Source organism: Nocardioides acrostichi (assembly GCF_015319165.1).
In the GTDB taxonomy this organism is placed as follows: domain Bacteria; phylum Actinomycetota; class Actinomycetes; order Propionibacteriales; family Nocardioidaceae; genus Nocardioides; species Nocardioides acrostichi.
Genome location: NZ_JADIVZ010000004.1, coordinates 1 through 19,282 on the forward strand (window position 1 = coordinate 1; position 19,282 = coordinate 19,282).

Here is a 19,282-nt window from a genome sequence, read left to right on the forward strand (position 1 = left end):
CGAACAGATCGACGGCTCGGTGAAGCACGCCGCCGCCCAGATCGCTGCGACCGAGTCCGACCTGCCGGTCGATGAGACCCGGGTCCAGGCCGTGCTCCGACTCCTCACCAGCACCCCGGTCCAGGAATCGGCACCCGCACCGAAGGTGGATGTGTGGGTCCACCTGCCCTTCGACCCCCGCGACCTCGCCGAGAACCCCGAGACCGGCCAGATCGTCCAACAGCCCCGCACCACCCGTACCGGTGGGGCCGCGACCGGGGTGCAGCCGGTGACCGAGGACTGGGTCCGCGACACCCTCGGCCCCACCGCACGCTTCACCATCCGGCCGGTGTTCTACCCCCGCGAGCAGGCGCCCGTGGATGCCTACGAGATCCCCACCCGCACCCGCAAGGCGGTCGAGCTGCTGACACCGGCCGACTGCTTCCCCTACGCCTCAGCCACCCTGGCGGCGGGTACAGCGTTGCAGCTCGACCACACCCAGCCCTACCAGGCACAAGGTCCACCCGGACAGACAGCCGTGGAGAACCTCGGACCCCTCTCGGTCACCCACCACCGCATCAAGACCCACGGCCGCTGGCACGTGGTCCAACCCATCCCCGGCATCTACCTGTGGACCGACCCCCACAACCACCACTACCTCATCGACCACACCGGCACCCGACCACTCCCCACCACACGCAGAACCCGAGCACGCCCCAAACCACTCGTAGCCGAGATCTACCGCCCCATGCCCCACCTCGACCTCGACCTCGACTACCCCCACGCCAGCTGAGCCGCCCGACCTAGAGTCGATGCCGTGCAGGTGTTGCTCGAAGGAGCCAGCGACGTCGCGGCCGTCGAGACCGCTGCCGAGGTAGCAGGCGTCGCCCTCGATGGCGTCGATCTCGTGTCCATGGGAGGGGTGACCAACATCGGCCGACACCTGCGGGCCGCCGACAGCGAGGGCATCGACCTGCGTGGCATGTGCGACGCCGCCGAGTCACCGTTCGTGGTGCGAGCGCTGCGTGCGATCGGCTACCGGGTCGACGACCCCGACCATCTGCCGAGCGCCGGCTTCTGGGTCTGCGACCGCGATCTGGAGGACGAGCTCGTCCGTGCCCTTGGAACGGCCCGCATCCTCCAGGTGCTGGAGGCCCAGCTCATGTTGCGCTCCTTCCAGTCCCTCCTCGTGCAGCCCGCTTGGCGCGATCGCCCCTTCGCCGACCAGGTCCACCGCTTCGTCGGTGCCGGGTCGGGTCGGAAAGTGCGCCTGGCTCGGGCCTTCACCGCGTGCCTCTCCCCCGACGAGCTGCCGGCTCCCCTGGCCGGACTGCTGCTCTCACTGCCCCGGGCATGATCGACTCATGCCCGAGGGACACACCATCCACCGCCTCGCCCGCCGACACCGGCGACTGCTCCGCGGGCATCGCGTCGAGGCGTCGAGCCCCCAGGGCCGGTTCGCCGAGGGTGCCGCCCTGCTCGACGGTGCGCGCCTGACCACCACCGACGCGTGGGGCAAACACCTCTTTCACGTCTACGACGACCAGTGGCTGCACGTGCACCTCGGACTGTTCGGTCGTTACCGCGACGGACGCGGGCAACCGCCGACACCCCGGGGCGCGCTCAGGCTGCGGTTGGTCACGAGGACTCCGGACAGCGACACCGTGTGGCTGGACCTGCGCGGTCCGACGGCATGCGAGCTCCTGACGGAGCCCGAGGTGCGGGCCAGGATCGCTCGGCTCGGGCCGGACCCGCTGCGGCCCGACTCCGACCCAGACGCCTTCTACGACCGTGTTCTCCGCAGCCGCTCCCCTATCGGCACCCTGCTCATGAACCAGTCGGTCATCGCGGGCGTCGGCAACGTCTATCGGTCCGAGGTGCTCTACCGTGCCGGCCTCGAGCCACACCGCCTCGGGCGGGAACTGGACGCCACCCAGATCGAGGGCATCTGGGACGATCTGCGGCACCTCATGAACGCGGGCGTGAAGGCCGGGCGCATCGTCACGACCGAGCCCGTCGACCGCGAGCGGCCCGTAGGCCGGGCACGGCGGGTCGACGCGCACTACGTCTACGGTCGCGCTGGCGAGCCGTGCCGCCGTTGCAGCGCTGAGGTGCTCGCGGCCGACCTGGCCGCGCGCACGGTCTTCTGGTGCCCGGTGTGTCAGCCCTAAGAATCGAAGGCTGACAGCGCAGGCTCGATGGCGGTGCGTGCCTGGTCGGCGGCGTTGCGGTCCTCCTCGTTGCACGAACGCACGTCCTGCTTGCCGAGGGTGCCGCTGTCGTCGCCCCACGTGAGGGTGTAGGTGGTGCCACCCGCGCAGTCACTGGCGCTGTCTCGGTGGTCGAGCGCGTCGACCGACGTGATCACCTGCTGGAGAGCGTCCGAGGAGAGCTCCACCGTCTGGTCGGTCGTCTGTTCGCCCTTCTCGGTGACCACGAGATGGGCTTCGCGTCCGTCGATCTCGAGCGAGGTCGAGCGCTGGTAGGTCGGAGCGACGGCCCCGTTGCTGGTGGAGTAGGTCAAGGTGAACGAATCGGGGTCGATCCGATGTTCGTCGCACCCCGCCAACGTGAGCACTGCCACGAGTGTCAGAAAGCCGCCGAGAAGCCTGTGCACCGGGCCCATGCTGCCAGACGTCGTTGACGGTGGGGGCCGCGTTCGCTCCCCTGCACGAGGCGCCCGGGTGCCCGACGACCCCCGGCGCAACCTCGTCGTGCCGCACCGCCACGACGACGCCAGGGCCGACCCGCCTCCGGTACGGGCGCGCGTCGCGTGACGAGGATCATGCCTCGAACGGCCTCGTGAACTTGGGTCTGACCTGCGACGACATGCACCATTGAATCGTTCACTCATGACGTCGCGTCGGGCATGAGGAACGCTCCTGACGAACCCGACGCACCGACCCCGGGAGGTGTCCTGCCATGACCTCAGTCTTCGCTCTCATCCGCCGTTTCGACGGTTCCCTCGACCCCTTCGTGCCGTGGCACGTGAACACCTGGAGCCGCCGGGGTCGCTGAGCCGACCACGTCTAGAGGACGCCGGTCACCTCGTACATCAGGCGGGCGGGCCAGCCCGCCACGTCGTCGGGCGTTTCGGCCACCCGCAACCTGGATCCGGCGATCAGCTCCACGAGCCGCTCGGCCGTCGAGACGGGGTGCGAGGGGTCATCGACCCACGCGAGCACCAGTGTCGGCACCCGGAGCGCCTCCAGCGCGTCGGGTGCCGGCAGGTCCGTGAGGGCCGCACCCCGCAGCAGCGTGGGGAGCAGTTCCTCGCGCACATCCGGCACCGTCTCCGGCACGCCGACGGTGGCGGGCGGGGTCGGGGCGAGACGCCCGGCCTCGACGAATGCCACCATGCCCTCGCGCTCCACGAGATCCGCTGCCTCGCGGTAGTCCTCGGCCTTCGCCGCCCGCGTCTCCCACGCCGTCGGAGGCACGAGCAGGGTGAGCCCGCTGAAGCGGTCCGGGTCGCGCACCGCCGCATGCAGGAGCGTGCCGCATCCCATCGAGGGCCCGACCCCGTGCACCTGCTCCCCCGGGAACCACGCGTCGAGCAGGCGCAGCAGATCCTCGGCCAGCACCGACCAGCGATAGTCCTCTGGCACGAGACGACCCGTCGACCGGCCATGGCCGCGCGCGTCGTAACGCAGCAGGCGCGTGCCCGAGAGGCCACGCCCCAGGTCCAGGTCGAGCACCCGGTCGCGGTAGCGGCTCGACGTGAGGCCGTGGAGTTGCACGACAGGCTGCCCGCCCTCGTCGCTGAACTCGACATCCAGCGTGGCACCCGGCACATCGAAGGTCGGCACGCGCGGCTCCTGGGGCGTGGGTCGGACGCAGGCCCCTAGAGTACCGAGCATGCGGCTCACCAACGTCGCCCACCTGCGGCTGCCGTTCGGTCAGCTGCTCGGCTACGACCTCGCCGTCGACTCGTTCGTCGACGACGCGCCCGTCTCCTTCGACCAGGCGCGCCACGTCGGCGCGGGTGATCGGCCCGGCTCGTGGATGGCGCTCTCCTTCCACCTCGACCACGCCGTCGACCTCGTCGACCTCGAGACGGCATGGCTCGCGGTGGTGCAGCGCCATGGCACCCTGCGCACGGTCTTCTCCCCCGCCACCCAAGGCCCGCGGCTGCACCGCGTCACCCTGCGCCCCCGCGGCTGGGTCGAGCATCCCATCGAGCCGGGGCAGGCGGTCAACGACGCCTTGCGTGAGGTGCTCGACGCCACCTGCCGCCCCTACGCCACGCCCTCACATCGACTCTGCCTGCTGCGCACGGCGGACGGGCCGACGATCGTGGTGGCCGCCGACCACGCCCACGTCGACATGTGGTCGATGCTCGTCATCGCCCGCGACCTGCTCGCCGCCCTCGACGGCCGCTCGCTGCCTGCCGTGCCACCGTTCGCCGACCACACCCGGGCGCTGCGTGAGCGACCCCAGGCCCCTGCCGAGATCCGACGCCGCTGGTCGGAGGTTCTGGGCGCCTGCGGCGGTGTGATGCCGCGCTTTCCCATGCCGCTGGGCGACCTGAGCACCCTCCAGGTCGAGCGCGTCGAGCTGCGCGACGTCTTGGACGTCGACGCCATCGCCGCGTTCGCCGTCCGGGCCCGCGAGGCCGGGGTGTCGACCCTGGCCCTGGTCGTCGCGGCGATGACCGAGGTGACCCGCGAGCTGGCCGACACTCCCCTGCGCGCCGTGTTCCCGGTCCACAGCCGCTACGACGCCCAGTGGCACGACTCCGTCGGCTGGTTCATCACCAACTCGGTGCTCGAGTCACCCGACACCGACCCCCGAGCCTGCGGTGAAGCGGTGAAGGAGGCCGTGCAGATGGGCTCCTGGCCGCTCGAGGACGTGCTGGAGCCGTGGGGTGGCATGCCCGACGCGCCCGGCATGTTCGCCATCTCGTGGCTCGACCTGCGCCGGCTCCCGGTTCGGGTGGACTCGACGGGGCTGCAGGCGCAGTACGTCGGGGCCGCGGTGCTCACCGATGGCGTGATGCTCTGGTTCATCCTCGACGAGTCCGGGCTGCACCTGCGCTGCCGCTACCCCGACACCCGCGAGGCCAGGCGCAACGTGGGCCGCTGGCTCGACGCCCTCGTCGCCCGGCTGCGCCGATGGGCGATCGAGGCGACGGGCGGCCACTGCCACCTCGAGGGCCGCACGTACCGCATCGAGCGTGCCCAGCGCGAGGATCTGCCGGCCATCGTGCGACTGCTCGTCGAGGATCCCGTCGCGGCGACGCGCGAGTTCGCCGACGACCCCACGCGCTACGAGGCCGGCTTCGACCGGGTGGCCCGCGATCCGGCCCAGTTCCTCGCCGTGGTCCGCGACGACACCGGCGCCGTGGTCGGCACGATGCAGCTCACGATGCAGCCGGGCGTCTCGCGCGGCGGGGCGACGCGCATGCAGGTCGAGGCGGTGCGAGTGGAGGCCTCGCTGCGCGGCAGCGGATTGGGCAGCGCGATGCTGGAATGGGCGCACGACCACGCCCGGGCGCGCGGGGCGCACTTGGCCCAGCTGACCAGCGACAAGCACCGCGAGGACGCGCACCGCTTCTACGAGCGACTGGGGTACGAGCCCACCCACGTGGGGTTCAAGAAGCCCCTCTAGCCGACCCCGCTGGCCGACCCCGTGGTGGTGTCGAGGGCGGCGAGCAACACCGGCTCGAAGGCGTCGGCCAGTGCCGCGTAGCCGGCGTCGTTGGGGTGGAACCAGTCAGCCGCGACCAGGCCGCGCCACGACGACGGGCCCGACGTACGGAGGTCGACCAGCCGCAGGTGCCCGGAGCGGGCGGAGGCCTCGAGCTCACGGTCGGCCAGCTCCGCCGCGCGCCGCGGCTGCGGCAGCGTCGCGACCACGGAGCCGACCGGGAGCGCCCGCGCCAGTCGCGACATCGACGCGGGTAGCGCCCGACGATGCCGAGGGCGTCCGAACAGGTCGTTGGAGCCGACCACGACGGTGACCAGGTCGGCCGTCAGCGCCGCCAGCAGTGGCACCTGCTGGTCGAGGACGTCGAGAACCCGCGCGCCGGTGGCGGAGAGGTTGACGACGTCGAGCCCGTGACCCGCCGCCGCCAGCCGACGCTCCAACTGCCCCACCAGGCCACGGTCGAACACGGTGGCGCCCACGCCCTGGGCCAGGGAGTCCCCGAGCACCACCCAACGGGGTCGGCGATCTAGGAGACCCGTCGACGAGAGGACGGCCTGATTGTGCGCGGTCCAGGCGTCGGCGTACGGCTCGGCCTGGGCGCGGACGCTCGCCACGCCGGGCGCGACCGCGCCCAGTGCCCGCAGCAGCGGGCCGGACGGTCGACCGGTGCGGTTCGCGTAGCCCGCCAACGGGTCGCTCACGAGGCGTCGAGCCGGGCCATCTCGTGGTCGCTGAGCTCGAGACCGACGGCGGCCGCGGAGTCGCGCACGGAGGCGGGACGCTTGGCTCCCGGGATGGGCAGGACGCACGGCGAGGTGGCGAGCTCCCAGGCCAGCGCGACCTGTTGCGGTGAGACGCCTCGCTCGGAGGCGACCTCGGCGAAGGCCGGGTGCTTGTCACCGAGCTCCTTGGCGTCGTTCAGGCCACCCAGCGGACTCCATGCCAGGAACGTCAACCCGAGCTCCGCGCAGACGTCGATCTCCGGGGCGCTGGTGCGGAACTTCGGCGAGTACTGGTTCTGCACACTCACCAGCGCGTCGCCGAGCACCCCGTGCGCCAGCCGGATCTGCTCCGGGTCGGCGTTCGAGAGACCGATGTGTCGCACCTTGCCGGCTTGATGCACGGCCTTGAGGGTCTGCACGACCTCGTCGTAGGACACGTCGGGGTCGGGACGGTGGTGCTGCCACAGCGCGATCTCGTCGATGCCGAGGCGCGTGAGGCTGGCGTCGACCGCAGCCCGGAGGTGGGCGGCGGAGGAGTCGGTGTCCCACCCGCCGCCGTCGGTACGCACGTGACCCGCCTTGGTGGCCAGGAGGACGTGCTCGCGCAGCCCGGCCTCGTCGAGCAGGGAGGCCACGAGTCGCTCGTTCTCGCCCTGGGCCCGCTCCCCCAGGTCGGCACCGGGTCCGTAGGCGTCGGCCGTGTCGACCAGGGCCAACCCGACGTCGGACCACGACTCCACGGCCGCGCGCAACGTGTCGAGCAGCTGGTCGCGGGGCTGGGCACCGGACTGGTCGAAGGTCATGGCCCCGAGTCCCACGGCCCCGACCGTGTGCGGACCGACCTGGCGCGAACGAGAGACAGACATGCCTCCAGTTCTAGCGCGCCGCTCCGACACCGAGGAACACCCGCAGGGCCGACACGAACGCCTCCGGCTGCTCGGAGTGCACCCAGTGACCCGCGCCCTTGATCGTCACCTGGGTCGTACGCGGGAACAGCGCGCGCATGGCCGGCTCGTGCTCCGGCCCGATGTAGGGCGAGTGCTCGCCGGCCACCCACAGCACCGGATGGTCGAACTCCAGGCCCTCCAGTTCGTCCGGCCACCCGCCGATGACGCCGAGATCACGCCGGAGCAACTCCAGGTTCGCCTGCCAGGCCCAGCCGTCCGGGCCGGCGCGTAGGTTCTGGAGCAAGAACCCCCGCACCCGCTCGTCGTCGACCCACTGCGCGAGCTGCTCGTCGGCGTCCGAACGCCGCTCGAGCCGCGTCAGGTCGATCCGAGCCAACGAGTCCAGCAGATGCTCGAAGTCACCCGCTCCCTCACTCGGCGCCGGCGCGATGTCGACGACCACCAGCCGCTCGACGAGGTCGGCGTGCCGCAGGGCGAGCACCATGGCGACCTTGCCGCCCATGGAATGTCCGACGACGTGGGCGGGTAGGTCGCCCTGCTCGGCCAGACGATCGGCGACGAGATCGGCATATCGCGCGTAGTCGACCTCGTCGGTCCAGGCCGAGCGACCATGGTCGGGCAGGTCGACCAGCGTCGAGGCGGCCCCGGGAACCAGCGCCTTGGCGATCTGGGTGAAGTTGCGGCCCTGGCCGAAGAGGCCGTGCAAGAAGACCACCGGCGCTCCGGAGTCGCCGACATGGGTGGTGTGGAGCCTCACCGGGCCACCCTCCCATGGCCCGCTCGGGCTACTCGCCCCTGCCCATCACGACGATTTCGTGGCTCACGCGAGGAAACTCGGCGATTTCAGCGACGAATCTCACATGTGATGGCGCATCCTGATAGCGCCTCCCCCGCACCGATAGGGAAACACCATGTGGGACAACGTCCAGATCTCCGAGCACAACGGAGGGGTCCACCTCTCCCACGACCGCCCCTGCCCGCGGTGTGGTCACGCTCTGCACACCTTCTTGGCGTGCGATTCCGACTGCGGCTGCCAGCCCGTCTCGGCCACTCGCCCGGTGGCCGCCATCGCCTGAGTCCCATCCTTGGGTTCGGGGGGATTTCCTCAGGAAACGCGCGGATAAGGTAGATGTGCGTCAACCAGCTTTCGTACAGTCCGCGCCATGGGTTTCTTCGACTTCCTGGACGAAACGCAAGACCACAAGTACGCCGAGGCGAACATCGCGCGGCTCAACGCACGGTTCGAGATGATCGTCGAGCCCTACCGTCGCGATCTCGAGGATGCGCGCGTGCTCGACCTCGCCTCGCACGACGGCCGGTGGGCCTACGCGCTCAGTGGTGCCGGTGCCCGTGAAGTCGTCGGCATCGAGGGTCGGCAGGATCTCATCGACCAGTTCGAGTCGAGTTACCCACGCGGTGAGATCGCCGACCGCGTGCACCTCCAGCAGGGCGACATCTTCGAGACCCTGCCCACGATGGTCGAGCGCGGCGAGCGCTTCGACGTCGTCGCCGTGTTCGGCATCTTCTACCACATCATGGAGCACTACCGACTGCTCAAGTTGATCAAGCACGTGGGCGCCAGGCTCGCCGTGATCGACAGCGAGTTCATCATCCGCGAGGGCCCGTTCATCCGGATCGGCGAGGAGGAGACCTCCAAGGAGCTGAACTCGATCCCGCACGAGCAGGGCCAGGACCGCGCACCGGTCGGGGTTCCCAGCCGAGAGGCGGTCGAGCGGATGGCCGACACGCTCGGGTACGACACCGCATGGACCGACTGGTCGGCCCGGCGAGCCGACCAGCGTCGCGGTCTGAGGGACTACTACCGCACCGATCACTGGAAGCGCCGCGGAACCTGCGCCCTACGGCTGCGCTGACCCCCGGTCGGCGCCCTCGACGCGCACCCGGGCGATCTGGCTCAACCGAGGGCGAGCATGGTCGCCGTCGCGGACGGCGGCGGTCGTCCACCACATCTCCAGCGACGTCTCGTCGATCTCGAGCATCGCGAGCGCGTTGTCGAACCACGGGCCGTCGGTGACGTGCCAGTGCACGGGCGAACGTGGCACGAGCCGACCCAGCAGTCGGCCCGTGGGGCGTGCCCAGCCCCGGGTGGCCACCGCCAGCGCCCCACGCATGTACCAGGGCAACGGGTTGCGGATCGGCGAGCAGACCGCCTGCACGATCCGAGACGCCGCCCGCTCACGTCGGTCCTCCTCAGCCGGCACCGCCTCGGCCACGTAGGAGTGGTGCACGTCGCCGGAGAGGAAGCAGACGGTCGACGGCGCCCTGCCACGCTCCCCGGTGGCGACGGACACGACCGACTCCCCCACCGAGGCGAAACCCTCCTGGAACGCGGCCCAGTGCTCGGTGTCGGCGAAGCGCCGCACCCGTTCGCCGAACCGGGCGACCCGGCGTCCGAGCGCTCCTTGAGCCAAGACCTCGACCAGCGCCTCCACGTGGTGGAACCCGGGCGCCATCAAGAACGGCAGCGAGGTGCCGATCAGCAGGTGCTCGACATCGCCACGCAGCTGCTCCTCGAGCCAGACCTTCTCCTCGTCATCGAGCATCGAGCGCCGTTCGTCTTCGAGCACCCGGGCAGATCGGGAGTCCACGACCACGAGACGGGCCTGCGGGCCCAGGTCGCGCGCGTAGCTCCACCGGTAGGTGTCTGGCTCGGCGTCGGCTCGTTCGGCCAAGGCATCGAGGTCGGCGCCGAGATCGAGCTCGTCGGGGCCGTCGCGGTCGAGCACCCGCCGCCACAGCGGATCCTCGGCGCGCTCGCTCGGAGTCAGGTTGCCGAGGTGCTGGTAGACCCAGTACGACGCCAGGCCGCCCACGATCCGGTCGTGCCACCACGATGTCGCGGCCATGTCGCGACGCCAGGCGGCGCTGGTGTTCCAGTCGTCGCGCACGTCGTGGTCGTCGAAGATCATCAGGCTGGGCAGGGTCGAGAGCAGCCAGCGGGTGGCTGGGTCGCGCCACGCGATCCGGTACAGCTGGGCGTACTCCTCGTAGTCCTTGAGCTCGTACCCCGGCTCCTGCTCGGGGTCACGTCGGCCGCGGATGACGGCACGCATCTCCTCGCTCGTCTCGTCGGCGTACACCTGGTCGCCGAGCATCAGCACCAGGTGCGGCCAGTGCACGTCGGGGGCGGGGTGCTCGGGATCCTCCTCGGCCTGGTGCGAGAGCCCGAGCCCGACCGCGCGCAGGGTGTCGACCCCGTACCGCGCGTGCCCCGCGGCGTCGTGCGGGGCGGCGACACGGCAGGAGCCGAAGGCCAGACGCAGCGGCTGCCCCAGGTCGAGGGTGGCCAGCACCGGTGCCGGGAACGGGGAGTCGGCCTCGGGCCAGACCTGGTCGCCGGCCACCTCCACGACGTACGGAGTGCGAGTGCCCGGCGCGAGACCCTCGACGTCGACCAACGCGTAGTGGTGGCCGTGCACCGCGAAGGTCGCTGCCGACGCCTCGAGGTCCCCGGCCCGCACCACGACCGTGGTGGCCTCGTCGGTCTCGACCCAGACCGTCGCCGTGGTCTCGTCGACGTGCCGGACGAGCGGCCCGAGAACCAGCACGGCGCTCAGCCGACGTCCAGCAGCACCTTGATGGCGCGCCGTTCGTCCATCGCCCGGTAGCCCTCGGCCACCTGGTCGAGCGGGAGTGAGAGATCGAAGACCCGGCCCGGCTCGATGTCGCCGGCCAGCACGAGGTCGAGCAGGTCGGGCAGGTACTTGCGCACCGGCGCCATGCCACCGGCCAGACCGACGTTCTTGGAGAACATGGTGCGCACCGGCAGCTCCACGCCGTGCGGGACGCCCACGAACCCGACGGTCGAGCCCGGCCGGGCGACGTCGAAGGCCGTGGTCATCGCCTGGCCGGTACCGACGCACTCGAGGACGGCGTCGGCGCCGATGCCGTCGGTGAGGTCCATCACCGCGGCCGTGGCGGCGTCACCTCGCTCGGCGATCACATCGGTCGCCCCGAAGGCACGACCCACCCGCTGCCGCGACTCGTGCCGCGACAGGAGCACGACGCGCTCGGAACCCATCTGGGCCGCAGCGAGCACGCCGCACAGACCGACGGCGCCGTCCCCCACCACCACCGTGGTGCCGCCGGCGCGCACGCCGGCGGAGACGGCCGCGTGCCATCCGGTCGGCATGACGTCGGAGAGCGCCATCAGGTGCGGCACCATCGTCGGGTCGGGCCGCTCCTCGATGTCGGGCACCTTGACGAGCGAGCCGTCGGCCTGCCGGACCCGGGCGAACTCTCCCTGACCGGACTGGGTCATGCCGATGTTCACGCACCCCGACTGCATGCCGGCCCGGCAGTGCGCACAGGTGTTGTCGCAGTGGTCGAACGGGACCACCACGAAGTCACCGACCGCGACGCGGGTGACGGCCGATCCGACCTCGGCCACGACGCCGATGCACTCGTGGCCGATCGTCGAGCCAGGCTTGACGGGATTCTCGCCGCGATAGGGCCAGAGGTCGGACCCGCAGATGCAGGCGGTCGTGACGCGCACGATCGCGTCGGTGGGTTCCTCGACGACCGGATCCGTGACGTCGTCGCGGAACCGGATGTCACGGGGGCCGTGGATGGTCGTCGCTCGCATGGTGCCCAGCATGGCACCGTTGCCCGCGGCCACCGACACCCGGCAGATGTGCAGGTCTATCTCACATATGAGTTACCGTCGGACGCATGGCTGACGACTACCTCGGCAGGATCGGCAACATGGTCCGCGACGCGCGCAAGCACCGCGGCCTGACCCAACAGCAGCTCGCGGAGCGGCTCAGCACCAGCCAGAGTGCGATCAACCGGATCGAGAAGGGACAGCAGAACCTCTCCCTCGAGATGCTCGCCCGCATCGGCACCGCGCTCGACTCCGAGATCGTCGCCCTGGGTGCCGGCCCGACGCACCTGCGCATCACCGGCCCCACCACGCTGCGCGGCAGCATCGAGGTCAAGACCTCGAAGAACGCCGGCGTCGCCCTGCTGTGCGCCTCGCTGCTCAACCGGGGCCGCACCACGCTGCGCAAGGTCGCCCGCATCGAGGAGGTCAACCGGCTGCTGGAGGTGCTGGGCAGTCTGGGCGTGCAGACGCGCTGGCTCGGCGACGAGGGCGACCTCGAGATCGTCCCACCCAAGCAGTTGCGGCTGGACTCCATCGACGAGGACGCCGCCCGCCGCACCCGCTCGGTCATCATGTTCCTCGGTCCGCTGCTGCACCGCGCCGACGACTTCGAGCTGCCCTACGCCGGCGGTTGCAACCTCGGCACCCGCACCGTCGAGCCGCACATGGCCGCGCTGCGCCCCTTCGGGCTCGAGGTCAAGGCCACCGACGGCATGTACCACGCCTCCGTGGCCGACAGCGTCCACCCGGCGCGGCCGATCGTGCTCACCGAGCGCGGAGACACCGTCACCGAGAACGCCCTGATGGCCGCCGCCTTGCACCCGGGCACCACGATCATCCGCAACGCGTCGTCGAACTACATGGTGCAAGACCTCTGCTTCTTCCTCCAGCGCCTCGGCGTCGAGGTCGAGGGCGTCGGCACGACGACGTTGACCGTCACCGGTCGCGAGGTCATCGACGTCGACGTCGACTACGCCCCCGCCGAGGATCCGATCGAGGCGATGTCGCTGCTCTCGGCCGCGATCGTCACCGACTCCGAGATCACCATCAAGCGGGTTCCCATCGAGTTCCTCGAGATCGAGCTCGCGACGCTGGAGGAGATGGGCTTCTCCTACGATCGCTCCGAGGAGTACGTCGCCAGCAACGGCCGCACCCGGCTGGTCGACCTCACCACGCACTCCAGCGTGCTGCACGCCCCGCTCGACAAGATCCACCCGATGCCGTTCCCCGGGCTCAACATCGACAACCTGCCGTTCTTCGCGGTCATCGCGGCGGTCGCGACGGGTCAGACGCTGCTGCACGACTGGGTCTATGAGAACCGCGCCATCTACCTCACCGAGCTCACCAAGCTCGGCGCCCAGGTCAAGCTCCTCGACCCGCACCGGGTGATGATCGAGGGCCCGACCCACTTCTCCGGCACCGAGATCGTGTGCCCGCCCGCGCTGCGCCCCGCGGTGGTCATCCTGCTCGCCATGCTCGCCTCGAAGGGCACCTCGGTGCTGCGCTCGACCTACGTCATCGCCCGCGGCTACGAGGACCTGGCCGAGCGTCTCAACGAACTCGGCGCGCAGATCGAGACCTTCCGCGACATCTAGGCGCTCCGGCGCCATACTCAGCCCCGTGAGCTACCTGAGGGCCCCCGGCTCGGGCGGGGTGATCGCCTTCGCGCACCGTGGCGGTGCGCTGCACCCCGACCTGATCGGGATGGAGAACACCGAGCGCGCCTTCGCGCACGCGGTGTCGCTGGGCTACGGCTACCTCGAGACCGACGTGCACCTCACGCGCGACGGCGTACTCATGGCCTTCCACGACGCCGTGCTCGACCGGGTCACCGACGGAACCGGGGCCATCGCCGACCTCACCCGCGAGCAGGTGCAGCACGCCCGGGTCGCGGGTCGCGAGGAGATCCCGACGCTCGCCCAGCTCATGTGCCGCTGGCCGGAGGAGCGGTTCAACATCGACCTGAAGTCCGCAGACGCCGCCGAGCCGCTGGCTGCCCTCCTCGACGAGGCCGGCGCGACCGACCGCGTGCTGGTCGGCTCGTTCTCACCGCGTCGGCTCGCGGCCTTCCGCCGTGCCTGCGGACCCCGTGTCTTGACGTCGGCCCACCCACTCGAGGTGCTGGCGTTCCTGCTGCTCCCCGCAGCGATCGCCGGCCGGATCACGCGCCGCCGGGTCGCCGCCCTCCAGGTGCCGCACACGCGCTCGCTGGCGCTGGGCCCGCTGCGATTCACCGTGCCCGTCGTCACCCGTGCACTGGTCCGCCGCGCGCACGCAGCCGGCGTCCACGTGCATGTGTGGACCATCGACGACCCCGAGGAGATGGAGCAGCTGCTCGACCTCGGCGTCGATGGGATCTTCACCGACCGCACCGACGTGCTCAAGGGCGTCCTGGTGCGCCGTGGTCTCTGGGAGGGAGCTGGGCGATGAGTGAGCCGTTGACCGCAGAACAGCGGGCCTGGAACTGGTACGACTGGGCCAACTCCGCCTTCTACACGACCGTGCTGACGGTGCTCTTCGCGCCGTACATGATCACGGTCGCCGGACGAGCGGCCGGCTGCCCCGACCCCGACGAGACGTGCAACAAGACCGTCGACCTGCTCGGGCTGCACCTGGCCGCCGGATCGCTGCCCGCCTACCTGACGAGCTTCGCGACGATCGCCAGCGCCTTCGTGCTGCCGATCGTGGGCGCCATGGTCGACCGGTCGCCGCGCAAGAAGCTGCACATGGCCGCCTTCGCCTGGTCGGGCGCCTTCTTCGGAGCCCTCCTGTTCTTCATGAAGGACGACCAGTGGCAGATCGGGGCCTTCGCCGTGGTCGCCAGCTCGATCCTCGCCGGGTGCTCGTTGGTGAGCTACTACGCCATCCTGGTCGAGATCTCGACCGCCTCCGAGCGCGACCGCGTCTCCTCGCGCGGGTGGGCCTTCGGTTATCTCGGCGGCGGCCTGCTGCTCGCGCTGAACCTCGTGATCGTGCTGGGGCACGGCGCTTTCGGTCTCTCGACCGAGATGGCGGTGCGCATCTCGATGCTCTCGGCCGCGGTGTGGTGGGCTGGCTTCACCATCATCCCGTTCGTGCGGCTGCGCGACTACGTGCCGCAGGACGTCGTGGCGAGCGAGGGCGGGCTCTTGACACGCTCGTTCGGGCAGCTGTTCGCCACGCTGCGCGAAGTGCGCGGCTTCCCGATGACCATGACCTTCCTGTTGGCCTACCTCTTCTACAACGACGGCATCCAGACGGTGGTGGCGAGCGCCTCGACCTACGGCTCCAAGCAACTCGGCTTCTCCAGCTCGGTGCTCATCGGCACCATCCTGCTCATCCAGTTCGTGGCCTTCGGCGGAGCCCTGTTCTTCGGTCGGCTCGCGTCGCGGCATGGCGCCTACCGGTCCCTGCTGTGGGGCACGTTCGGGTGGATGGCGATCGTGGTGGTGGCGATCTTCCTGCCCCGCGGCAACGTGGCCCTGTTCTTGGTGGTCGGCATCGCCATCGGGCTGGTCATGGGGGGCACCCAGGCACTGTCCCGCTCGTTCTTCAGCCAACTCATCCCCCGCGGCCGGGAGGGGGAGTACTTCGCCCTCTACAACGCTGCCGAGCGCGGCACATCGTGGTTCGGCACCCTGCTGTTCGGGGTCGTGTTCCAGCTCACCGGCTCCTATCGGCCCTCGATCCTGGCCCTCATCGTGTTCTTCGTGCTGGGCGCCGTGCTACTGCTGAGGCTCGACCCCGAGCGCGGCATCCGCGAGGCCGGGAACGAGATCCCCGCCCAGGTGTGAGACCCCCTCCGCCACCCGGGTGAGACGGGAGGTGATTGGGGGAATCGTGTCGATCCCGGTACCGTTGACCTCTTGACAGACCGCGACCGGTCGGTCAAGAAAATCGACGTTGGGAGTCTCGACATGGCAGACCGCACACTGCGTGGAGCCGGCCTCGGCAGCCAGAGCTTCGAGGACGAGCGCGGCATCGAGTTCGCCGCCCGGCAGCAGGTCGGCTATCGGTGCCCCGCACAACACGAGTTCGAGATCACGATGTCCGTCGAGGCGGAGATCCCGGCCACCTGGGAGTGCCCGCGCTGCGGCGCCGAGGGCTTGAGCATCAGCGGCATCAAGCCGGAGGAGAAGGCCGAGAAGCCGGCTCGCACCCACTGGGACATGCTGCTGGAGCGCCGCTCGGAGAAGGAGCTCGAAGACATCCTCAAGGAGCGGCTCGACCTGCTTCGCGGCGGCGAGATCGGCCCCGCCCACCTGCATAAGGCCAACCGCAAGCGCAGGACCGCCAAGGCCTAGTCCTCGGGCTTCTCAGGGTCCACGACCTCACCCTCCACCACGTCGCCCCGCGTCCGGTCGGACCCGGGGCGACGTGCTCTCGGGCTCGCGATCCGTGCGGCCACGATCTCGGTCAGCGCGCCGCGGAACAGCGGGCGGGTGACCGGCAGCACGAGCAGCGCGCCGAACGCATCGGTGACGAAGCCCGGGGTCAGCAGCAACGTGCCGCCGATCAGCACCAGGCCACCGTCGGCCAGTTCGCGTGCGGGCAGGCGCCCGGCCGAGAGCGTCTCGACCAGGGCCCGCCAGGCGCGCGCGCCCTCTCTGCGCACGATCATGGCGCCGAGCACGCTGTCGACCACCAGCAACGTGATCGTCCAGAACGCCCCGATGACCTGGCCGACCTGCACGATCACGTAGACCTCGACGAGCGGCAAGACCACGAAGAGCAGCGCCAGGATCAAGCCCACGTGGCGACGTCGGCTCACCGGTGCCACCTGCGCCGCAGCTGTTCACGCCGCTCCGCGAGGCCCCATGCCGTGATCCGGCGCAGCGACTCCCCCGCCACGCGACCACTCATCTTGGAGTCGCCCCGCTCGCGCTCGACGAACTCGATGGGCACCTCGCGCACCGTGAGCCCGGCGTGCAGGGTGCGCACCACCATGTCGGTCTGGAACACGTAGCCGGTCGAGCGCACCGAGGCCAGGTCGATGCGCTCCAGGGTCGATCGACGAAACAGCCGGTAGCCGGCGGTCGCGTCGCGCACCGAGATGCCCAACAGCATCCGCACGTAGAGGTTGCCCCCACGAGAGAGAGCCTGGCGGTGCAGGGCCCAGTTGGTGACCGAGCCGCCCGGGATCCACCGTGAGCCGATGACGAGATCGGCGTCCTCGAGCGCCGTCCGGAGTCGGTGCAGCTGCTCGGGCTGGTGCGACCCGTCGGCGTCCATCTCGCCGATCACGTCGTAGCCGGCCGCGAGAGCGTGGGCGAAGCCGTGCCGGTAGGCGGCGCCTAGGCCCTCCTTTCCGGTGCGGTGCAGCACCCGCACCTGCGGGTCGGTGGCCGCCAGGTCGTCCGCGATCCGCCCGGTGCCGTCGGGCGAGTTGTCGTCGACCACGAGCACGTCGATCTCGGGCTCGGCGGCGCGGAGCCGGCCCACGATCCAGGCCAGGTTGGCCGCTTCGTCGTAGGTCGGTATCACCATCACGGTGCGGCCGCTGCTCACGTCTTCTCCTCCGGCGTCGGGCGCAAGCGACGATAGGGCACGAAGCCTGCGCAGAGACCGACCAGGGTGACGACCAAGGCCACCCATCCGATCCAGGGGGTGAGCACGACGCCGGGCGTGGCGCCGGTGCGCAGCCCGACGCGGTGCACCATCACGGCGGTGGTGCGTGGGTCGGCCGTGGCGACGACGTGCCCCTCGGGGTCGATGATGCCGGACAGGCCGTTGGTGGAGGCCACCACGAGCCACTTCTGGGTCTCGATCGCGCGCAGCCTCGTGATCGCGAACTGCTGCTCGATCTGGTCGGTGAAGATGAACGTCGCGTTCGACGTCTGCACCGTGAGCATCTGGGCACCGTGACGCACCTGGGCGTCGATGCCGTCGTCGTAGGCGACGTCGAAGCAGATGGCGTCGGCGACGGGCACCCCGGCCACGTCGAGTGGCTCGGTGCGGGTGCCGGCACGCATGTCGCGGCTGATCCGCGCCAGCTCACCGAAGTTGAAGTCGGCGAACCGGCGCGCGGGAATGTACTCGCCGTAGGGCACGGGGTGCCGCTTGGTGTAGCGGTCGCCGGCCCCCGAGACGGGGTCCCAGACGATGCCCTGGTTGAGCACGTAGTCGGCGCCGTCGTCGACGATGGCCCCGACCAGCACCGGGACGTCGATCGCGCTCACGGCGGCCTCGATGGCGCTGTGGGTCTCGGCGTCGGCGAACGGGTCGACGGCCGTGGAGTTCTCCGGCCACACCACGAAGTCCGGTCGCGGTTCGGTGCCGGCAGCCACCTGGGCGGCCAACTGCTCGGTGGCCTCGGCGTGGTTGCGGGTCACCTGCTCGTAGTCGTAGAGCACGTCGTTACCCGGGCCGGGCACGTTGCCCTGCACGGCTGCCACGGTGGCCTCGCCGTCCTCGGGACCGGGGTCGTAGGGCACCGCGACGCTCAGCGCGATCACCCCGCCGACGATGAGCAGCGGCACGAGCACCAGCGCCCGCCGGTGCAGCACGAGGTGGGCCAGCAGCGCGCCGAGCAGGGCGACCACCCCGGAGACCCCCACCATGCCGATCCAGGGCAGCAGGCCGGTCAGGGGTGTGTCGACCACCGAGAACGCCAGCCGGCCCCAGGGCATGCCGCTGAAGGGCCAGCTGCTGCGCCAAACCTCCATCGTGACCCAGGCGGCCGTGACGGTGAGCGGCCACCAGCGGCGCCGCACCAGCACGACGACCACCGCGCCGAGCAGGCCGTAGAACAGCGCCTCGAGACTCGCGAGACCGATCCACGCGGCGGTGGCCACGGCGCGCATCCACCAGATGTGGGTGAAGTAGAAGCCGACGCCGAACGCGAGCCCGACCCCGAAGCCCCGGCGCCGCGCGCGCCGACCTCCGGCCAGGCCGTGCAGGCACAACACATAGCCCGCGACGCAGAACGGCGCGACGACGGGGATCGCGACCGGCTCGAAGGCCAACGAGAGCGCGACGCCGACGACGAAGGCCACCAGCGCGCGGATCACGCTGACACGCTACAGAGGCACGCTACGAAGGCACGCTCAGCAGGCGCGCGGCAGAGCGACGGGAGGGCTTTCGGGGCCGTCGGTCCGACCCGATGTCCGGACTGGCTGCCGGGGCGTGTCGTTGTCTAGGGCACCGAAGCCCTCCCGTATCCGCTCACGCGGGACGAACCGACCTCCGCGAACCAAGTCGGACAGGTGTTTGGCACCCCACCCTCCGACGCGGCCACTCGGACGCCGGTCCGTCTCCCGCGATCTGCACGAGCGAACGCGTTAACGTTGCGGCCTACGACGGTTCTCCGTCAACTGGCGGCTGACCTGCGACGACGCGCAAAAGCGCAGGTCACGGGCAGGTGAACAGCAGGCAGAAAGATGTGAAAAAGTTGTCGTCTTCCGGCGTGTCGCGCGTGACAC

At 70.5% G+C, this 19,282-nt stretch carries 18 protein-coding genes and 1 pseudogene; 9 read left to right on the forward strand and 10 right to left on the reverse strand.

All coding sequences use genetic code 11. From position 1 onward, the window contains the following. From ISG29_RS09840 to ISG29_RS09850, 3 genes and pseudogenes are all read left to right on the forward strand, one after another. Positions 1-772: pseudogene (locus tag ISG29_RS09840) on the forward strand (DUF222 domain-containing protein); the annotation flags it as partial. A 24-nt stretch (positions 773-796) separates the two neighbouring features. After that, positions 797-1,336, forward strand: a complete 540-nt coding sequence (locus ISG29_RS09845) for a hypothetical protein (RefSeq protein ID WP_194503268.1) — start codon at positions 797-799, stop codon at positions 1,334-1,336. A gap of 7 nt (positions 1,337-1,343) precedes the next feature. Next, positions 1,344-2,150, forward strand: coding sequence for an Fpg/Nei family DNA glycosylase (locus tag ISG29_RS09850; protein WP_194503269.1), 807 nt, complete (start codon positions 1,344-1,346; stop codon positions 2,148-2,150). On the opposite strand, the gene ISG29_RS09855 is transcribed toward ISG29_RS09850, so the two are convergent. After that, positions 2,147-2,563, reverse strand: a complete 417-nt coding sequence (locus ISG29_RS09855; RefSeq protein ID WP_194503270.1) for a hypothetical protein — start codon at positions 2,561-2,563, stop codon at positions 2,147-2,149. The two genes, ISG29_RS09850 and ISG29_RS09855, sit on opposite strands and share 4 nt — an antisense overlap. Before the next feature lie 445 nt (positions 2,564-3,008). After that, complete coding sequence (locus ISG29_RS09860) at positions 3,009-3,788, reverse strand: alpha/beta fold hydrolase (protein WP_194503271.1); 780 nt, start codon at positions 3,786-3,788, stop codon at positions 3,009-3,011. Positions 3,789-3,837: 49 nt separating this feature from the next. Here ISG29_RS09860 and ISG29_RS09865 point away from each other — a divergent pair, with 49 nt between their 5' ends. Then, complete coding sequence (locus tag ISG29_RS09865; protein ID WP_194503272.1) at positions 3,838-5,589, forward strand: GNAT family N-acetyltransferase; 1,752 nt, start codon at positions 3,838-3,840, stop codon at positions 5,587-5,589. Here ISG29_RS09865 and ISG29_RS09870 read toward each other — a convergent pair. Genes ISG29_RS09870 through ISG29_RS09880 form a run of 3 tightly spaced genes read right to left on the reverse strand, consistent with a single transcriptional unit; the run spans position 5,586 to position 8,015 of the window. Beyond that, positions 5,586-6,329, reverse strand: coding sequence for an SGNH/GDSL hydrolase family protein (locus ISG29_RS09870; protein WP_194503273.1), 744 nt, complete (start codon positions 6,327-6,329; stop codon positions 5,586-5,588). The genes ISG29_RS09865 and ISG29_RS09870 overlap by 4 nt on opposite strands. After that, positions 6,326-7,216, reverse strand: a complete 891-nt coding sequence (locus ISG29_RS09875) for an aldo/keto reductase (RefSeq protein ID WP_194503274.1) — start codon at positions 7,214-7,216, stop codon at positions 6,326-6,328. The genes ISG29_RS09870 and ISG29_RS09875 overlap by 4 nt, the downstream gene beginning before the upstream one ends. Before the next feature lie 10 nt (positions 7,217-7,226). Next, complete coding sequence (locus ISG29_RS09880) at positions 7,227-8,015, reverse strand: alpha/beta fold hydrolase (protein WP_194503275.1); 789 nt, start codon at positions 8,013-8,015, stop codon at positions 7,227-7,229. A 406-nt stretch (positions 8,016-8,421) separates the two neighbouring features. Here ISG29_RS09880 and ISG29_RS09885 point away from each other — a divergent pair, with 406 nt between their 5' ends. After that, positions 8,422-9,132 carry a class I SAM-dependent methyltransferase gene (locus ISG29_RS09885; RefSeq protein ID WP_194503276.1) on the forward strand — a complete coding sequence of 237 codons (711 nt, stop codon included), beginning with the start codon at positions 8,422-8,424 and terminating at the stop codon, positions 9,130-9,132. On the opposite strand, the gene ISG29_RS09890 is transcribed toward ISG29_RS09885, so the two are convergent. Both ISG29_RS09890 and ISG29_RS09895 read right to left on the reverse strand, forming a co-directional pair. Beyond that, entirely contained in the window at positions 9,118-10,827 is a 1,710-nt protein-coding gene (locus ISG29_RS09890; protein WP_328828664.1) for an alkaline phosphatase D family protein, read from the reverse strand. The genes ISG29_RS09885 and ISG29_RS09890 overlap by 15 nt on opposite strands. Before the next feature lie 5 nt (positions 10,828-10,832). After that, a complete protein-coding gene (locus tag ISG29_RS09895) occupies positions 10,833-11,864 on the reverse strand; it encodes a zinc-dependent alcohol dehydrogenase family protein (RefSeq protein WP_194503277.1) in 1,032 nt (343 codons plus the stop codon). Between the two features lie 86 nt (positions 11,865-11,950). Between ISG29_RS09895 and ISG29_RS09900 the strand changes: the two genes are divergently transcribed. From ISG29_RS09900 to ISG29_RS09915, 4 genes are all read left to right on the forward strand, one after another. Further along, the gene (locus ISG29_RS09900; RefSeq protein WP_194503278.1) at positions 11,951-13,477 is read left to right on the forward strand and encodes a helix-turn-helix domain-containing protein; all 1,527 of its coding nucleotides are present in this window, start codon (positions 11,951-11,953) and stop codon (positions 13,475-13,477) included. A gap of 25 nt (positions 13,478-13,502) precedes the next feature. Then, positions 13,503-14,312 (forward strand): glycerophosphodiester phosphodiesterase, encoded by an 810-nt coding sequence (locus tag ISG29_RS09905; protein ID WP_328828667.1) that lies wholly within the window; start codon positions 13,503-13,505, stop codon positions 14,310-14,312. After that, positions 14,309-15,655, forward strand: coding sequence for an MFS transporter (locus tag ISG29_RS09910; RefSeq protein WP_194503279.1), 1,347 nt, complete (start codon positions 14,309-14,311; stop codon positions 15,653-15,655). Before ISG29_RS09905 ends, ISG29_RS09910 begins: the two co-directional genes overlap by 4 nt. 123 nt (positions 15,656-15,778) lie before the next feature. Beyond that, positions 15,779-16,165, forward strand: a complete 387-nt coding sequence (locus ISG29_RS09915; RefSeq protein WP_194503280.1) for an RNA polymerase-binding protein RbpA — start codon at positions 15,779-15,781, stop codon at positions 16,163-16,165. On the opposite strand, the gene ISG29_RS09920 is transcribed toward ISG29_RS09915, so the two are convergent. Genes ISG29_RS09920 through lnt form a run of 3 tightly spaced genes read right to left on the reverse strand, consistent with a single transcriptional unit; the run spans position 16,162 to position 18,871 of the window. After that, positions 16,162-16,632 (reverse strand): FxsA family protein, encoded by a 471-nt coding sequence (locus ISG29_RS09920; protein WP_194503281.1) that lies wholly within the window; start codon positions 16,630-16,632, stop codon positions 16,162-16,164. The two genes, ISG29_RS09915 and ISG29_RS09920, sit on opposite strands and share 4 nt — an antisense overlap. Next, a complete protein-coding gene (locus ISG29_RS09925) occupies positions 16,629-17,369 on the reverse strand; it encodes a polyprenol monophosphomannose synthase (RefSeq protein ID WP_328828669.1) in 741 nt (246 codons plus the stop codon). Before ISG29_RS09925 ends, ISG29_RS09920 begins: the two co-directional genes overlap by 4 nt. Then, entirely contained in the window at positions 17,366-18,871 is a 1,506-nt protein-coding gene (gene lnt, locus ISG29_RS09930; RefSeq protein ID WP_194503282.1) for an apolipoprotein N-acyltransferase, read from the reverse strand. The genes ISG29_RS09925 and lnt overlap by 4 nt, the downstream gene beginning before the upstream one ends. Between the last annotated feature and the right edge of the window lie 411 nt (positions 18,872-19,282).

Excerpts from the sequence above, each read along its gene's own strand:
- ISG29_RS09850 (WP_194503269.1), top strand. The coding sequence starts at position 1,344 with ATGCCCGAGGGACACACCATCCACCGCCTCGCCCGCCGACACCGGCGA.
- ISG29_RS09865 (WP_194503272.1), top strand. The coding sequence starts at position 3,838 with ATGCGGCTCACCAACGTCGCCCACCTGCGGCTGCCGTTCGGTCAGCTG.
- ISG29_RS09875 (WP_194503274.1), bottom strand. The coding sequence starts at position 7,216 with ATGTCTGTCTCTCGTTCGCGCCAGGTCGGTCCGCACACGGTCGGGGCC.
- ISG29_RS09885 (WP_194503276.1), top strand. The coding sequence starts at position 8,422 with ATGGGTTTCTTCGACTTCCTGGACGAAACGCAAGACCACAAGTACGCC.
- ISG29_RS09895 (WP_194503277.1), bottom strand. The coding sequence starts at position 11,864 with ATGCGAGCGACGACCATCCACGGCCCCCGTGACATCCGGTTCCGCGAC.
- ISG29_RS09900 (WP_194503278.1), top strand. The coding sequence starts at position 11,951 with ATGGCTGACGACTACCTCGGCAGGATCGGCAACATGGTCCGCGACGCG.
- ISG29_RS09910 (WP_194503279.1), top strand. The coding sequence starts at position 14,309 with ATGAGTGAGCCGTTGACCGCAGAACAGCGGGCCTGGAACTGGTACGAC.
- ISG29_RS09915 (WP_194503280.1), top strand. The coding sequence starts at position 15,779 with ATGGCAGACCGCACACTGCGTGGAGCCGGCCTCGGCAGCCAGAGCTTC.